Genomic DNA, 15,692 nt, shown 5'->3' on the forward strand with positions numbered 1-15,692 from the left:
TGGGATTTACCGCAGACGTAAAAGCTTTTGACTGACATCGATGTGTGATCTAAGGAATTGGTGGAGGCAGACGGGATCGAACCGACGACCCCCTGCTTGCAAAGCAGGTGCTCTCCCAGCTGAGCTATGCCCCCAAAATCAGTCTGATGCGGCGTTACAAAAACCTTTGCATACCAATGTATGCGGCAGCTTTTTGTGCCTTGCCTCAGCCTAATTTCTTTCTACCAGGCGTCGGTGGAAAGAGATTGGTGGGTCTGGAAGGACTTGAACCTTCGACCCCCGCCTTATCAAGACGGTGCTCTAACCACCTGAGCTACAGACCCGACTTAGATCTACGCAGTCAACAACCGATAAGCGTGAACACTCAACTTCCAGTGCATGCTCTAGAAAGGAGGTGATCCAGCCGCAGGTTCCCCTACGGCTACCTTGTTACGACTTCACCCCAGTCATGAATCCTGCCGTGGTAAGCGCCCTCCTTACGGTTAGGCTACCTACTTCTGGCAAAACCCACTCCCATGGTGTGACGGGCGGTGTGTACAAGACCCGGGAACGTATTCACCGCGACATGCTGATCCGCGATTACTAGCGATTCCAACTTCACGCAGTCGAGTTGCAGACTGCGATCCGGACTACGATCGGTTTTCTGGGGTTAGCTCCATCTCGCGATTTGGCAGCCCTCTGTACCGACCATTGTATGACGTGTGAAGCCCTACCCATAAGGGCCATGAGGACTTGACGTCATCCCCACCTTCCTCCGGTTTGTCACCGGCAGTCTCCTTAGAGTGCTCTTGCGTAGCAACTAAGGACAAGGGTTGCGCTCGTTGCGGGACTTAACCCAACATCTCACGACACGAGCTGACGACAGCCATGCAGCACCTGTGTTACGGCTCTCTTTCGAGCACTCTCACCTTTCAGCAAGATTCCGTACATGTCAAGGGTAGGTAAGGTTTTTCGCGTTGCATCGAATTAATCCACATCATCCACCGCTTGTGCGGGTCCCCGTCAATTCCTTTGAGTTTTAATCTTGCGACCGTACTCCCCAGGCGGTCAACTTCACGCGTTAGCTTCGTTACTAAGGAAATGAATCCCCAACAACTAGTTGACATCGTTTAGGGCGTGGACTACCAGGGTATCTAATCCTGTTTGCTCCCCACGCTTTCGTGCATGAGCGTCAGTATTGGCCCAGGGGGCTGCCTTCGCCATCGGTATTCCTCCACATCTCTACGCATTTCACTGCTACACGTGGAATTCTACCCCCCTCTGCCATACTCTAGCCTTGCAGTCACGAATGCAGTTCCCAGGTTAAGCCCGGGGATTTCACATCCGTCTTACAAAACCGCCTGCGCACGCTTTACGCCCAGTAATTCCGATTAACGCTTGCACCCTACGTATTACCGCGGCTGCTGGCACGTAGTTAGCCGGTGCTTATTCTTCCGGTACCGTCATCCCCCCGAGGTATTAACCCAAAGGATTTCTTTCCGGACAAAAGTGCTTTACAACCCGAAGGCCTTCTTCACACACGCGGCATTGCTGGATCAGGCTTTCGCCCATTGTCCAAAATTCCCCACTGCTGCCTCCCGTAGGAGTCTGGGCCGTGTCTCAGTCCCAGTGTGGCTGGTCGTCCTCTCAGACCAGCTACAGATCGTCGCCTTGGTGAGCTTTTACCTCACCAACAAGCTAATCTGACATCGGCTGCTCTTGTAGCACGAGGCCCGAAGGTCCCCCGCTTTCCTCCTCAGAGCGTATGCGGTATTAATCCGGCTTTCGCCGAGCTATCCCCCACTACAAGGTACATTCCGATGTATTACTCACCCGTTCGCCACTCGCCACCAGGTGCAAGCACCCGTGCTGCCGTTCGACTTGCATGTGTAAGGCATGCCGCCAGCGTTCAATCTGAGCCAGGATCAAACTCTTCAGTTTAAACCTGTTACTGTTTTCGGTTTTTCGTGATAAATCACTTGAACCGGTCGCTCTCAAAGTATGCTGACAAGTTAATTACTTAACTTACCTATTACTATGTGAGCCTCAATAAATTTAAAGCTTATCTGCCGAAGCAGACGCACTTTTCATCGAGTGCCCACACTTATCGGTTGTTCAATTTTTAAAGATCAATCGCTTCGAACTTCGCTTCGTCGCATCATTACCGCGCCGTCGCTTCGTTTTCTGCGTCGCTGCATCAGCAGCAGAGAAGTGAGATTATGTCGCAGCTTCTCGTCGTCGTCAACAGTTTTTTTCGCTTCTTTTCGCTCGCCGCCGTAGCGACTCACAAGCTCTAAAACCACTAACCACCGGGCTTTCCAGCCCGTCGCTTCCTTCTGCTTCGCTGCTTTCGCTGCGTCGCTGTCGTTGCGAGAGACGAGATATTAGTCAGGTTCGGCGACGCTGGCAAGGGGTTTGTGAAACTATTTTGAAAATAGTCCGCTTCTGGCTGATTTCCCGTCCGTCTCGACCGGTCAATTCCCGGCCTCCCTATATATAGAGGTGTCAGTGCGCCCCGGCGTCCAAGCCTTTGGCACAATAGCGCGCATGAACTCCGATCTTTCGCAGCAGGCCCCCAGCCACGCCCATCCGTTCGCGGCACTCCTCCCCGATACGGTGATTAGCGCCGTCGAGCATCTCGGTAGTTATAGCGACGGGCGTCTGCTCGCGCTCAATAGTTATGAGAACCGCGTCTATCAGGTCGGCATGGAAGACGGGCCGCCTCTCATCGCGAAGTTCTACCGCCCTGCCCGCTGGACCGATGACGCCATTCTCGAGGAGCACGCTTTCACACAGGAACTGGCAGAACGCGAGATCCCGGTCGTGGCACCGCTCGTCATCGACGGCAAGACACTGCACCACTTCGACGGCTTTCGCTTTGCCGTATTCCCCCGGCGCGGCGGTCGAGCACCAGAACTTCAGGACCCGGACACGCTCAGCTGGCTTGGCCGCTTTCTGGGCCGCATTCACGCGGTCGGCGCAACGCAGCCGTTCCAGCATCGCCTGACGCTGGACATCGACACCTACGGTCGCGGCCCGGTCGATTATCTATGGACACACAACTTCATCCCCGCCGATCTGCGCGACGCATGGCGCGCCATCGTCGATCTCGCGCTGGACGGTGTTGCCCGCGCGTATGAGCGGGCGGGCGATGTGAAACTGCTGAGGGTCCACGGCGACTGCCACGGTGGCAACGTATTGTGGACAGATGCCGGCCCCCACTTCGTAGACTTCGACGACACCTGTATGGCACCGGCGATGCAGGATCTGTGGATGCTGCTCTCCGGCACCCGCAGCGAGATGACGATGCAACTCGACGAAGTCCTGAGCGGGTACGAGGATTTCGCCGAGTTCAACGTGCGCGAGCTGCATCTGACGGAAGCCCTGCGCACACTGCGCCTGCTCCACTACAGCGCCTGGCTGGCACGTCGCTGGGATGACCCCGCGTTCCCGTTCGCATTTCCGTGGTTCAACACGCAACGCTACTGGCAAGACCGTGTACTGGAACTGCGCGAGCAGGTCGCATTGATGGACGAGCCGCCTCTCGTTTGGCGCTAAACGCCTCGCCGCACCACAACACGGCAAGCCACAACCGTCTCGCCCATCCGCTCAGGCCAGCAATCGCCAGCCGCTAAGCGCTAACCGCTCGGCTCACCACCATCGCCACATGGCGAAGGCGAGCGCGGCGGCGACGCACCACTCCGCTGACGACCCCGTCGTCACATATAGCGGCGAGCGAAATCGTGTGCGCAATGGCCAACAAAGCGGCACACCCGAGGGCGTCAGCCAATCGGCGAGCAGATGGGACAGATACCCGGCACAAAGCGCCAATGCCCAAGGTGGCACATGGCCCCAGCCGTAAACGCACGCCGCCACGAACAACATCAGCGGTAGCAACGAATGCGTCATGCCGCGATGTCCGAACACACTGGAGATCGCAAAGGACACGGGGGCAAGCCGTCGTCCCAACATACTTTTGGGATGATCGATATCGGGCAGCAGCGCGCCGACGAGCGTCAACGGCCACGCATGAACGCTGGCCGCCCAGCCGGTACGGTGCATCAGCCACGTCGCGCCGATACCGAAAATAAGATGACTTCTGGCTTGCATGAGGAAGAAGAGAGTGGGAGAGCCATGACACAACATCCTCGACACTCGCCATCAGCAAAAAGACAAGGTATCGCGACGCCCTGCTCGCACACGAGATGTGCCACAACGTGAAGGGCGGCGGAGTCTATCACCGACGCGGGCGGCTTCCTACGACGTTTCGACCATTACGCAAGTTCCGCGAACACATTGCCATGACATCGTCGTGACTCGCACGGCGCCAGCCCACGCGGAGTGCCCCATGTCATTCAATCGCGGTTGACGCTGCCCAGCGCCGCCACGTACGATCCGCCCGACTGTTTCGTTTTCCGATAAGCCGTCCCCAACACCACGTTTGGCCCACACCACACGTGGCGGCGCAAAAAATCCAACGTCTGGCCAACGAATTGCCAGCCGGAGTTTTCAATGAAGAAGCTTCTGATCCTCGCCGCAGCCCTCGCCCCGCTTGGCGCAAACGCGATGAACCCGCTCGTGACGGATGACACCGGCACCCAAGACACCGGTAACTGGCAGCTGGAACTCAGCAGTGAATGGACGACGCTTGCCAGTGCACGCCAGCAGCAATGGAATTCGACGCTGACCTACGGTGTGTTACCGAATCTGGATATCGCGATTCAGGCGCCGTATCAACGCAATCGTCCCGATGGCGCCGGGTGGACCAACGGATTTGCCGATCCGCAATTGCAAGCCAAGTGGCGTTTTCTGGAAGGAGACCACTGGAGTCTCGGCCTGAAGCCGTTCGTAACGCTGCCCACGGCAAGTCATGATCGCGGCCTGGGTAACGGCCGGGCAACCACCGGCGCCAATCTGCTGATGCAATACGATCTCGACCGCTGGACGTTTCTCGCCAACGCGGGCTACACCTGGAACGACAACCGGGACGGGAATCGGAAAAACCTGTGGAATGCCTCGGCAGCAGTGCTGTTCAGTGTGACCGACAAGTTCCGAGTGGCATTGGACGTCGGCTATCAAACGAACACCGACCCGACGTCGACTACGCGCCCCGCCTACGCACTGGTCGGCGCGATCTACAGCCCGACGAAAGATCTCGATCTCGATGTGGGGTACAAACGCGGCTTGAATCCGGCATCGTTGGACCACTCCGTGCAGGCAGGGGTCACGATTCGCTGGTGATTGGACGCCTCACGCTCAGCCACGGTCAGCGCCCTGACCCGTGCCTTTACGCCTCCTGTATACCGACTGAACAAGATGCGTGAGAGGCGGGAGAAATGCACGTGTCGCGCATGATATTGCGGGTGTCCTTAAAATAAATGTCATAAACGTTTGACACGATGCGCATTATTCCCGTATTATTCTATCTCTCAGACGCGGGGTGGAGCAGTCTGGCAGCTCGTCGGGCTCATAACCCGAAGGTCACAGGTTCAAATCCTGTCCCCGCAACCAAATACGAAAAGCCCGTTGATCGCAAGATCAACGGGCTTTTGTTATTCCACGATCGAAATGCGTTAGCGGGAACGCTAAACCTCATTCGTCAGCCTTACGCTGACCGATCACCTGCCCCACAACGAATCGATGTCCGTCGGGCGTCGCGATGGTGAATTCCCTCATCCCATAGGGGCGATCTGTGGGGGGCATCAGAAGAATCGCCTCTTTCAGCGCGAACTCTTTGTACAGCGCATCGACGTCGTCGACTTCCATATAGCCGAAGTAGCTATGATCGCCAATCTGCGACGGCGGCTGGGCATTCGGGCAGCCGCCCAGCATAATGCGAACCGCACCTCGGGAAACGAGCCGCCAATCGGAAGCCTCTGCCCACTCCACCTGAAACCCAAGAACTTCGCTGAAGTATGCCGCGCTGCGTTCAATGCTCGGCACGGCAAGAACGAACGCGAACGGACGTAACACATTGGTATCGGACATAAACACGCACCTCCTTCCAGACACCCCGCACTGACAATCTTCACGAATCGGCAGGTATGGCTCGTCGCCCGCAAATCCGCAACGCTACGGTCGAATCAGCGATTTACTCGTCTGTCGCCAACCGCGAATAGATGACAAAGTCGCCCGGCGTGCCACGAACCATTCGATAGGCACGCAACACCCCCTCCGTCTGATAGCCGCACGCGTTAAGCACGGCGGCCGATCTCACATTGGTTTCGAGAACCACGGCCTGAATACGAACCCAATTATTCACCTCGAATCCCCACTGTGTCACCGCGGAACAAATTGCACGCGCAATACCGCGTCCCCAATGAGACGGTGCAAGGTCATAGGCGATTTCTGCTGTCCTGTTTCGCTCGGAAATCGTGTGAAATCCGATCGTGCCGATCAGCTCATTCGAGGCATTGTCGACGACCGCCATACGACGAATGGATTCGCGGGAAGTCGATTCCAACGAATCAAACATCGGCATCAGGTCTTGGGAGGATTGCAGATTCCAACTGGTGTGTTCGACAACGCTGGGTAGCTGCAAATAGGAATACCAGGCGCCCAGATCGGCACGCTCAAGTTGCCGGAGAGAAATGCCGGCGACATTCAACGGTGGAGGATGATCGATTCGCATGATCGGATGATCTGAGAAGAAAACCGTCGTCCGATACTACTGCGATTCTCCGCGTTGATCCTGCGTCACGCGATCGATAGCGAATAGCGATTCGTCATGCACGTTCGACATCTGCCTCACGATAGCCTTGGCGAACGAGTTGAGTGCGTATCCACGTGCCCCCATGACGTGCCGCGTAGACATTCTTCGCCGCGAACAGGATCAATCCGGCCACCACCAACGCTGGTTGTCCGGCATAGACGAAGATGGCCGCCGCTGCATCGGCCGCGGCCATGCGTCCACCTTGCACCATCAGCCCTTCGGTATATGCCCACAAGGTCCCGAATAGCAGCGCACCGTTATTGAAACCACATTTAACCTGTCGCGCCGGCAGCGTGGGATGGATCATTAACGATGAACGCATAGTGTCTGATGGATTGGGATGAACGTACATGGCATAACGTCCCGGGCGCCAGCATCTTTAGCCAACGCTGGCGTTATACTCTCGCGCTCTAAATGCTTCCGTCTGCCCCAAGGATTCCGCTATGAGCGCATTGCCTCCCTGTCCGAAATGCAATTCCGAGTTCACGTATGAAGACGGGGGCCTCTGCATCTGCCCGGAATGTGCACACGAATGGTCTGCGCAAGCGGCCACGACGGCCGAGCCGACCGAAAAGGCTTATCGCGATTCGACCGGCACCGTTCTGCAAAACGGCGACACCGTGACGGTCATCAAAGACCTGAAGCTGAAAGGCTCCGGCGGCGTGATCAAGATGGGAACCAAGGTAAAGAACATCCGGCTGGTGGACAGCGATCACGACATCGATTGCAAGATCGACGGCTTTGGCGCCATGAGCCTGAAGACGGAATTCGTCAAAAAGGTTTAACGAACCACGCCAACGGTGCGCTTGCCGATCAACCGGCAACCGCACCGCGTGCCTCATAGCGTCTTCACGTGTGTCGCCGTTGCGTCGTCAACAGCAGTAAAGCCCAGCCGAACATAGAAGACTGCGGCAGATTCCGTATCCGTCGTCAGCCGCACCTGATGAAACTGAGGCGAAGCCTTTTTCAGCAACGCGGCAACAAGGGCCTCGCCGATACCGCGACGTCGAAACGCGTTCGCGACGTAAAGACGGCGCAGGCGCGCCGTTGTCCCGCCGGGCAGATAAGGATCGATGTTCAATCCACCGATCCCCGCCAGCACGCCGTTGTCCGCAGCCACGAGCAGACACTCTCCCGGCTTGTCGAACCGATTGCTCCCGTTACGCCAGTCATCCATCAAGCGCCCGATAAATCGGTAGCCTTGCGCCGATGCCTCCCGTTCCAGTTCAGCTAACTGCGGCGGAAGAGATGTCACTTGATGGATTGAGAACATAGTTGAATGGGGTCGCAATCAGATCAGTACGGAACATTGGCGCGTCAATGCCCCGATTATCGCCAGTTCCCCAGATCAGCGGGAAGGCTGCCTCAGCACCGGCTTGAGATTCTCATCCAGCGCCCAATGCGTGGCGCGAGGCTCGATCCGTACGCCACCCACCCATCGCGTGGTCTCCGCATAGTCCGGCCAGTAGGCGCCGCCGTGCAGCACCTGCTCGCCTAACGGCGTCAACCGAACGACGCGCTTTTCGCGCGCCAGTTGCGCGTCGGCATCGAATTCTGCGATGAGAGGATGCCGTCCCTCAGTCAGGCCACGCATCATCGCGTAGAACATCGTGTCCCCCAGAAACGGCAGCGGGTCGCGTCGCAAGGTCAGCTCAGAAAACACCTGCGCAAGCGTGATGCCCTCGCCCTCGCGAATGATTTCCAGCGCAAGTCGCTCGGTCAGTCCCAGACCATCGTGCAGGGACGGCAACTCCTGCAACTGGCGTTTAAGCGCGGGCACGAGTAGTGGAAGCGGTAGCGCGGAATTCGCCTCCCGACAGAGTTCCGCCCAAGCCTGCGGCGTCGAAGCCCGGTAAGCCTCCCACGCGGTGCGCGCCAACGAAAACGCGTCGTCATGCAGCACCCGGCGGCGCGGCCAGAGCCACGCCAGCACTTGCGGCGCCAATTGGCCCATGCCGACGAATCGGTCCACGCCCGGGACACTGTCGATCTCGATCAATTCCAACCGCTCGGGCCGCCGCGTCATGTTCGCGAGCACCGCAATCAGAGCCAACTGGTCGTAAGCATCGGCCTCGCACCACAGCACAGCACGTTTGGCCTGAGAGATTCGGGACAACGCGCCGTACTCGCTCTGCGCTCGCCGCCTCGCAGCTTGCAACGGAATATCGAAACACTGACTGATGAACTCACAGCGCGTCTCAATCAGCGCCGCCAGCGGCACATCCGGCACCGGCCCCATGCAGTACGGGTCGGCAAACATGTGGAATTCGCCTTGAAACCCGGCCACGCGCAGACTGTGCGCGATGTCGTTTCCGCAACGCCAATGCTGCGTGCCGGCTTCATCGTCAGCAGCAAATTGAGGATGCCGCGCGGCGAACTCAATGGCATCGGCATGAGCCTTGAGTTTCGGCCAACTGGCGAAACCCAGCTCACGCGCAATCAGCCATTGCGCATCGGCGAGCACTGGCGATGCGCCACGATGCAGCAGCGCGTTTTGCCCGACAGACGGGCCTTGTTCCTGCAATTGTTTGAGGCGTTGCTTGGCACGCTTGCGCAACTGCGCAAGGTCGATGTAACCGTTTTGCGCCGTCGCGCGAAGGTCTTGAGGCATACGATCTCCAAAGATAGCCGTATCCGCTCATTGGCCGGGAGTCGCATGAAAAATGCGGTGAAACGCTTTACCTGGGCAGAACCCTTTCCGCGGAATGGAGGCGCGGTTGCACGCCGTGGCCGATTCTACATCAACCGGATGCCGAACGAAGTGCAGCGCCACTGCTGTGCTTTCCTCAACGCAGGATGCCTATAATCGCGAAAATGAGTGACCACCGCGTCCGAACGCAATAAAGGAATTCACCTTGATCTACGAAGTCATCATTGCCGGCGCGGGCCCCGTCGGTTTATTTCTTGCCTGCGAGCTACGCCTCGCCGGCCTGTCGGTCTTGGTGCTGGAGCAAGCCGAAACACCGGAATCGCCTTTAAAACGGCTGCCCTTCGGATTGCGCGGCCTGTCGATGCCCACGCTCGATGCTTTCTATCGTCGCGGCTTGCTCGATGACATCACCGCACCACAACGTGCGAAGGCCAACACCGGCACGAATGCAAACGCAAGTGTCCCGCACTGGATGCAACAAGCCCGCCGCCCCGGCGGGCATTTCGCGGGCATCCAGTTCTTTCAGGATGATATCGACACCTCGAAGTGGCCATACTTCCAGCCCAACCCGGCCGGCACCATCTTCGCGGTCGACATGGAACACATCGAAACGGTGCTGGCGACGCGCGCCATTGCATCGGGCGCGCAAATCCGGCGGGGTTGCGGCGTCGACGGCTTCGACACCACCGATGACGGCGTCACCGTTCACGCGAACGGCGAAATCTTCCGCGCGCAATGGCTGATCGGCTGCGACGGCGCACGCAGTGCCGTGCGCAAAGCTGCTGGCATCGAATTCGTCGGCACCGATCCCGAGTTCACCGGCTACTCGGTGCAGGTCGAGTTGGCCGATCCGGACAAACTCACGCCCGGCCGCCACTACACGCCCACGGGCATGTACACCTACCAGCCGCCCGGCACCGTCGCGATGGCCGACTTCGACGGCGGCGCGTTCCACCGCACACAGCCCATCACGCGCGAACACGTACAGACGGTATTACGCCGCGTCTCCAACACCGACGTCACCGTGAACGCCCTCTCGCTGGCGACCACCTGGACCGATCGCGCCCATCAAGCCACCACCTATCGCAAGGGACGCGTGCTGCTCGCAGGCGACGCAGCGCACATTCATTCGCCCATGGGCGGCCAAGGGCTGAATCTGGGACTGGGCGACGCGATGAACCTCGCGTGGAAGCTCGCGGCGACCGTCCGGGGCGACGCGCCACCCGACCTGCTCGACACCTACACGACCGAACGTCATCCGGTCGGCGCGCAGGTGCTCGACTGGTCGCGCGCGCAAATCGGCATCATGCGGCCGGCCCCAAGCTCCCGCGCGCTCGAAGCCATCCTCCGCGACGTCCTCGACACCCGCGATGGCGCGACCTACTTTGCCGAACGCGTATGGGGAGCATGCCTGCGCTATGACCTCGGCAGCGAGCATCCGTTAGTCGGTCGCAGCGCGCCGGATTTCGAATTCGTCGATGGCAAGAAGCTCGGTGCGTTGCTCACGAACGGCAAGGGCTTGCTGCTGGACTTCGATGCCGATACGTCATTGAAGACCCTCGCGAACCGCTGGCGCGACCGCTTCGCGTACGTCGGCTGCGACGCCAAGCATCGCTTCGGTTTGCGTGCCGTTCTGTTGCGCCCCGACGGCTTCGTCGCCTGGGCCAGCGACACTAGCAATTCCAACGATCCCAACGACCCCAACGACCCCAACGCCCCCCGCAGCGCCACGCCGCCCGACCTTGACGCCCTCGCGCAAGCCGCGTCGCGTTGGTTCGGCGCGCCCAACGACGCATGACGGCGCCCGAGTCCACCGCAGCGCCGGCCGCCATCGGCCTCGGCAGCGCGGCACGCGATCTTTATCGTGCGCTCTGGCACCATGCCGCCGGCGTGCGCCCGCAAATGCTCGGCGCTGCCGGCCTGCTGTCGGCTGCCCAGTTACTGCGGCTGACCATGCCATGGCTCGCGGCGCAGGCCATCAACGCGCTCCAGCAGGACAACATGCCGCTGGCCGGCCGATGGATTATTTACCTCGTCGGCATCTACCTGCTGTCGTGGCTGCTGCATGGCCCCGGCCGCATTCTGGAACGCAACGTCGGCGTACGCGTGCGGGTACGGCTGGCCGACGAGCTTTACGCGCGCATCGCCGCCGCACCGCTGGTCTGGCGCGACGGCAGACATTCGGGCGAGCTACAGCACCGCGTGGTGCAGGCGAGCCGCGCGCTGTCCGACTTCGCCCAGAACCAGTTCGGTTATCTGCAAAGCGCCTTCAACTTCGTCGGACCGTTGGTCGCACTCGCCCTGCTGTCGCGCGTTAGCGGCGCGATCGCAATCACCGGCTACGTGATCATCGCCGTCATCATCCTGCGTTTCGACCGGGTACTGATGCAGCTTGCACGCGCCGAGAACGATGCAGAACGCCGCTACGCCGCTGCGCTGCTCGATTTCGTCGGCAACGCGGGCACCGTCATCGGGCTGCGGCTGCAAGCCGCCTCGCGCAAAGTGCTTGGCCGCCGCATGGACGCCGTGATGGTGCCGCTACGCCGCACGGTACTCGTCAACGAGGGCAAGTGGTTTGCCGTTGACCTGCTCGGCATGGGGCTTACTTGGATTCTGGTGGTGGAGTACGTGCTGCAAACGCGGCAGCCGGGGCAGGCGATCCTGCTGGGAACTGTCTTCATGATTTATCAATATGCCCAGCAGGCCGCGACGGTCGTCGGTGCCATGGCGTCGAACTTCCAGAGCTTCGCACGCATGCATACCGATTACGGCAGTGCCGAGCCGATCTGGGACGCCCCAAGCGATCCTGACGCCACCGTGCCCGCCGTCGACCCCGACGCCGCGTGGCAGACACTGTCGCTGCACGATGCCACTTGGCACTACGCCAACAACGCACGCGGTGGTCTGCATCACGTCGACCTCGTGCTGCAACGTGGCGCGCGCGTGGCACTCATCGGCCCGAGCGGCGGCGGCAAGAGCACGTTGCTGCGCATGCTCGCCGGTCTCTACCCGCCGCAGCAAGGCGAACTGCGACGCGATGGCCAAGCGGTGGCATGGTCCGAACTGCGCGCGTTGGCGACCCTGATCCCGCAGGAAGCCGATGTCTTCGAAGCGAGCGTCAGTGAAAACCTGACGTTTGGCGAACCCGCCGACGACGCCCTCGTGCAGTCGGCGGTGCATACCGGCGCGTTCGACGACGTGTTGCAGCGACTGCCCGACGGCCTGAACAGCGCCCTCAGTGAGCGCGGCGGCAACCTGTCAGGCGGCCAGCGTCAGCGTCTGGCGTTGGCACGGGGTGCATTGGCGGCGCAGGGGAGTTCGTTGCTGTTGCTCGACGAGCCGACCAGCGCCCTCGATCCGCAAGCCGAGGCCCGTGTGTTCGATCGCATGGACGCCGCCTTCCCGTCGGCCTGCATAGTCGCCTCGGTGCACCGGCCGAGCTTGCTCAGCCGGTTCGACACCATCGTCGTCATGGAAGCCGGGCGCGTGGTCGATGCAGGCCCGCGCGACGAGGTCCTCGCGCGGCGCAGCCACTGACCGTTCAAGATCAGACAGCCGTTCGCCCTCGCAAGATCGCCTCGGCAAATTCGACGAAACCGGCGCCACCGGGTCCCTGCGTGATCCACGCAGGCGGCACGGGCAGTTGCGGCAGATAGTCGACGACCGTGCTCACCCCCGCCGTATGTTTGAAATACGCGAACATTGGTGCGTCATTGGTGGAATCGCCCGAATAAGCGACCACATCGCGAGCGGTCTCGGCATCTACGCCAAAGGCCTCGGCCAGTATCCGCTTCGACATCGATAACTTGTCGTAGCCGCCGAGCCAGCCCAGCACCCAGAGATTGTTGATCGTGGCGTCGGCCCCAGCGTCGATAAGTGCACGGACAATCTGCTGGTCCTGTTCCGCTGCGCTTCGGCGATACGCCAGACTGGTGAGCCGGAAAGCCTGATCGTCGGCACGTTGCGCATGAGGAATGCTCACCTCGATCCGCTCTGCAATCGACTGAAGTCGGCGCTGAACCTCGCCAACGCCTTCCGGCGCGTGCCAATACGTCCGCGTCACGCTGTGCCCGTCATTCCCCCGGGTGAGGAACAGGCCGCCGTTCTCGGCGATCACCCCGTCAACCGGCCACATGCGCGCCATCTGGTCGCACCATCCCGCCGGCGCGGCGGTCACCGGAATCACGCGAATACCGCTATCCTGCAAACGCTCGAGCGCCGAATAGGTGGCGGCGGCCAAGCGCCCCCGGTAAGTCAACGTTTCGTCCATATCGGTTAAAACGAACTGGACGGCGGAGAACTGCTGAAGGGGCGCGAGCGACAAGGTCTGCATGATCGGTTTCATCAACGAATGGCAATGATGTTCGCGCCATTATGACGGTCGATGCCGGACACTTTCTTCCCGCTGCGGGAATGGTTATCAGCAAGACGACTAAAGGACGCCTGACCATGGACGATGACAAGACCAGCGCTGACACGGCCGCCATCACTGCCATTACCGCGCTCGAAGCCGAACTGCGCGCCGCGATGCTCGCCGGCGACGTCGCCGCGCTGGAGCGCCTGCTGGACGACGATCTGGTGTTCACCACGCCCGACGGGCGCGTGCTCACCAAACAGGAAGACCTGACGGTGCATCGCGACGGGCAGTTGCATCTGAAACAGTTGGACTTTTTCGATACGCAGATCCGCCGCATCGACACGCTGTATCTGACGACGACCAAAGCGACGCTTGCCGGCCAGTACGGGACGATGACGTTCGATGGCACGTTCGCCTACACGCGACTCTGGCGGCCGCACGGGGCGACATGGCGGGTCATTGCCGGGCAGGCGGCCAAGATCGGCTAATCTGCGGTTCTGGATCACATTCACGATCATCGGAACACCCGCACGCCCCCACGCCTATGCCGCAAACAACCAAACCTGCCACCGCCGACTGGGTCAAACGCGCCACCCCGGTCGATGGCGTCGAACGCATTGAAGCGTGGTTTCACGGCAATGCGTACGCGATGCATCGCCACGACACCTATGCCATCGGCCGCACGCTGGCGGGCGTGCAAAGCTTCAATTACCGGCGAGACCGGCGCGACAGCCTGCCGGGCCACACGATGGTGCTGCATCCCGACGAAGCCCACGACGGGCAGGCGGGGACGGAAGAAGGCTTCCGCTATCGCATGATTTATGTGCAGCCGTCGCTGTTCCAAGCCGTGCTTGGCGGGCACGCGCTGCCGTTCGTTGAGGGGGGATTGTCGACCGATCCGCGACTGGCCGCTGCCGCCGAAACCTTGCTTCAGCAGGTCGGCGACACGCTTGAGCCGTTGGAACAAAGCGACGCACTCACCGAACTCGCCCACGCGCTGGCGACCGTGGCGGGCGATCCCCGGCGCAACCCCACGGGGGACTTTTTTGCTGCGCGCCGTGCGCTGGACTTTCTGCACGCGAACTGCACCCAAGGCGTTTCGCTGGACATGCTCGAAGCCGCGACCGGCCGAGATCGCTGGAGCCTGTCGCGCGATTTCCGCCAGTTCTACGGCACCAGCCCGTACCGCTACCTGACGATGCGCCGGCTCGACGTCGTCCGGCGCCTGCTGATGGCCGGCCAACCACTGGTCAATGCGGCCGCCGACGCGGGCTTTGCCGACCAGAGCCATATGTCGCGGCACTTCCTCAAGACGTTCGGCCTGACGCCGGGCCGCTGGCTTCAGGCCGCCCGCAGCGCCGCCGGAGGATAAGCGGGCAAGCGCGAGGCCCCGCCCCGCACAAACGTTCAATACGGTCGCGGGCCGAGCGCGTAGGCTCGACGCATCCCCTCACGACCGGAGCCAACGATGCCCTCCTCCCACTACAACGCCGCCGGTGCCCCGGCGCATCGCGGACAGTCCCAAGCTATCGACCCGATAGCCAAAATCTCCCAGATCGACGGCCATTGGCAGCCTCGCGTCGTCGCCGAAATGAACGACTACCAGTTCAAGGTCGTCAAGGTGATTGGCGAATTCGTCTGGCACGCGCATGGCGACACCGACGAGACCTTCATCGTTCTGGAGGGCGAATTGAACATCGACGTGCGCGGCGGCCCCGAGGGTGAGCGCACCATCGTCGTGCCCGCAGGCCAGATGGTCGTGGTGCCGAAAGGCACTGAGCACAAGCCTTTCGCGCCGAAGGAAGCCAAGCTGCTGCTGATCGAACCGCGTGGGGTACGAAACACCGGTGACGGCGACGGCGGCGAACGCACGGTGGCTAACGATCAGTGGATTTGATGGCAGCGCCGGACAGCTGCCCGGGATTTTGTTCAGATTTCACAACAGATGTTTTCCAATCTGCGTATTTATCCGTCGCGCGTGGTCTCTTAAACTT

Annotated in this window: 15 protein-coding genes, 3 tRNA genes and 1 rRNA gene; 9 read left to right on the forward strand and 10 right to left on the reverse strand. The window is 60.6% G+C overall.

Annotation, left to right across the window (positions count from 1 at the left end; genetic code table 11):
• Positions 1-58: 58 nt before the first annotated feature.
• From AT302_RS20815 to AT302_RS20825, 3 genes are all read right to left on the reverse strand, one after another.
• Positions 59-134: transfer RNA gene (locus AT302_RS20815), tRNA-Ala, on the reverse strand.
• A gap of 112 nt (positions 135-246) precedes the next feature.
• A tRNA-Ile gene (locus AT302_RS20820) sits at positions 247-323 on the reverse strand.
• Between the two features lie 64 nt (positions 324-387).
• Positions 388-1,920: ribosomal RNA gene (locus AT302_RS20825) — 16S ribosomal RNA — on the reverse strand.
• Positions 1,921-2,526: 606 nt separating this feature from the next.
• Here AT302_RS20825 and AT302_RS20830 point away from each other — a divergent pair.
• Positions 2,527-3,537, forward strand: a complete 1,011-nt coding sequence (locus AT302_RS20830; RefSeq protein WP_058375649.1) for a serine/threonine protein kinase — start codon at positions 2,527-2,529, stop codon at positions 3,535-3,537.
• Between the two features lie 93 nt (positions 3,538-3,630).
• Here the strand turns inward: AT302_RS20830 and AT302_RS20835 are convergent, their stop codons facing one another.
• A complete protein-coding gene (locus tag AT302_RS20835) occupies positions 3,631-4,089 on the reverse strand; it encodes a metal-dependent hydrolase (RefSeq protein WP_058375650.1) in 459 nt (152 codons plus the stop codon).
• 402 nt (positions 4,090-4,491) lie between these two features.
• Between AT302_RS20835 and AT302_RS20840 the strand changes: the two genes are divergently transcribed.
• Entirely contained in the window at positions 4,492-5,220 is a 729-nt protein-coding gene (locus tag AT302_RS20840) for a transporter (RefSeq protein ID WP_058375651.1), read from the forward strand.
• A gap of 193 nt (positions 5,221-5,413) precedes the next feature.
• Positions 5,414-5,490, forward strand: a tRNA-Met gene (locus AT302_RS20845).
• A gap of 81 nt (positions 5,491-5,571) precedes the next feature.
• On the opposite strand, the gene AT302_RS20850 is transcribed toward AT302_RS20845, so the two are convergent.
• From AT302_RS20850 to AT302_RS20860, 3 genes are all read right to left on the reverse strand, one after another.
• Positions 5,572-5,967: a VOC family protein gene (locus AT302_RS20850; protein ID WP_058375652.1), complete on the reverse strand. Its 396-nt coding sequence runs from the start codon at positions 5,965-5,967 to the stop codon at positions 5,572-5,574.
• Positions 5,968-6,070: 103 nt separating this feature from the next.
• Complete coding sequence (locus AT302_RS20855) at positions 6,071-6,610, reverse strand: GNAT family N-acetyltransferase (protein ID WP_058375653.1); 540 nt, start codon at positions 6,608-6,610, stop codon at positions 6,071-6,073.
• A 94-nt stretch (positions 6,611-6,704) separates the two neighbouring features.
• Positions 6,705-7,043 carry a hypothetical protein gene (locus AT302_RS20860; protein WP_157125843.1) on the reverse strand — a complete coding sequence of 113 codons (339 nt, stop codon included), beginning with the start codon at positions 7,041-7,043 and terminating at the stop codon, positions 6,705-6,707.
• A gap of 91 nt (positions 7,044-7,134) precedes the next feature.
• Between AT302_RS20860 and AT302_RS20865 the strand changes: the two genes are divergently transcribed.
• Positions 7,135-7,476, forward strand: coding sequence for a zinc ribbon domain-containing protein YjdM (locus AT302_RS20865; RefSeq protein WP_058375655.1), 342 nt, complete (start codon positions 7,135-7,137; stop codon positions 7,474-7,476).
• Between the two features lie 53 nt (positions 7,477-7,529).
• Here AT302_RS20865 and AT302_RS20870 read toward each other — a convergent pair whose 3' ends face one another.
• Both AT302_RS20870 and AT302_RS20875 read right to left on the reverse strand, forming a co-directional pair.
• Positions 7,530-7,964, reverse strand: a complete 435-nt coding sequence (locus AT302_RS20870; protein ID WP_058375656.1) for a GNAT family N-acetyltransferase — start codon at positions 7,962-7,964, stop codon at positions 7,530-7,532.
• A gap of 75 nt (positions 7,965-8,039) precedes the next feature.
• Positions 8,040-9,302, reverse strand: a complete 1,263-nt coding sequence (locus tag AT302_RS20875; protein ID WP_058375657.1) for a DUF1835 domain-containing protein — start codon at positions 9,300-9,302, stop codon at positions 8,040-8,042.
• 244 nt (positions 9,303-9,546) lie between these two features.
• Here AT302_RS20875 and AT302_RS20880 point away from each other — a divergent pair, with 244 nt between their 5' ends.
• Both AT302_RS20880 and AT302_RS20885 read left to right on the forward strand, forming a co-directional pair.
• Positions 9,547-11,139 carry an FAD-dependent monooxygenase gene (locus AT302_RS20880; RefSeq protein ID WP_218918971.1) on the forward strand — a complete coding sequence of 531 codons (1,593 nt, stop codon included), beginning with the start codon at positions 9,547-9,549 and terminating at the stop codon, positions 11,137-11,139.
• Positions 11,136-12,878: an ATP-binding cassette domain-containing protein gene (locus AT302_RS20885; protein ID WP_058375659.1), complete on the forward strand. Its 1,743-nt coding sequence runs from the start codon at positions 11,136-11,138 to the stop codon at positions 12,876-12,878. Before AT302_RS20880 ends, AT302_RS20885 begins: the two co-directional genes overlap by 4 nt.
• Positions 12,879-12,888: 10 nt before the next feature.
• Here the strand turns inward: AT302_RS20885 and AT302_RS20890 are convergent, their stop codons facing one another.
• On the reverse strand, positions 12,889-13,674 hold the full coding sequence (locus AT302_RS20890; protein WP_058375660.1) for an HAD-IIB family hydrolase: 786 nt from the start codon (positions 13,672-13,674) through the stop codon (positions 12,889-12,891).
• Positions 13,675-13,790: 116 nt separating this feature from the next.
• On the opposite strand from AT302_RS20890, the gene AT302_RS20895 reads away from it, so the two are divergent.
• The 3 genes from AT302_RS20895 (at position 13,791) to AT302_RS20905 (ending at position 15,595) form a co-directional block, all read left to right on the forward strand.
• A complete protein-coding gene (locus AT302_RS20895) occupies positions 13,791-14,186 on the forward strand; it encodes a nuclear transport factor 2 family protein (RefSeq protein WP_084656370.1) in 396 nt (131 codons plus the stop codon).
• 56 nt (positions 14,187-14,242) lie between these two features.
• The gene (locus AT302_RS20900) at positions 14,243-15,070 is read left to right on the forward strand and encodes an AraC family transcriptional regulator (protein WP_058375661.1); all 828 of its coding nucleotides are present in this window, start codon (positions 14,243-14,245) and stop codon (positions 15,068-15,070) included.
• A gap of 96 nt (positions 15,071-15,166) precedes the next feature.
• Positions 15,167-15,595 carry a cupin domain-containing protein gene (locus tag AT302_RS20905; RefSeq protein ID WP_058375662.1) on the forward strand — a complete coding sequence of 143 codons (429 nt, stop codon included), beginning with the start codon at positions 15,167-15,169 and terminating at the stop codon, positions 15,593-15,595.
• Positions 15,596-15,692: the final 97 nt, after the last annotated feature.

The sequence above is a fragment of the Pandoraea norimbergensis genome (assembly GCF_001465545.3).
Taxonomy (GTDB): domain Bacteria; phylum Pseudomonadota; class Gammaproteobacteria; order Burkholderiales; family Burkholderiaceae; genus Pandoraea; species Pandoraea norimbergensis.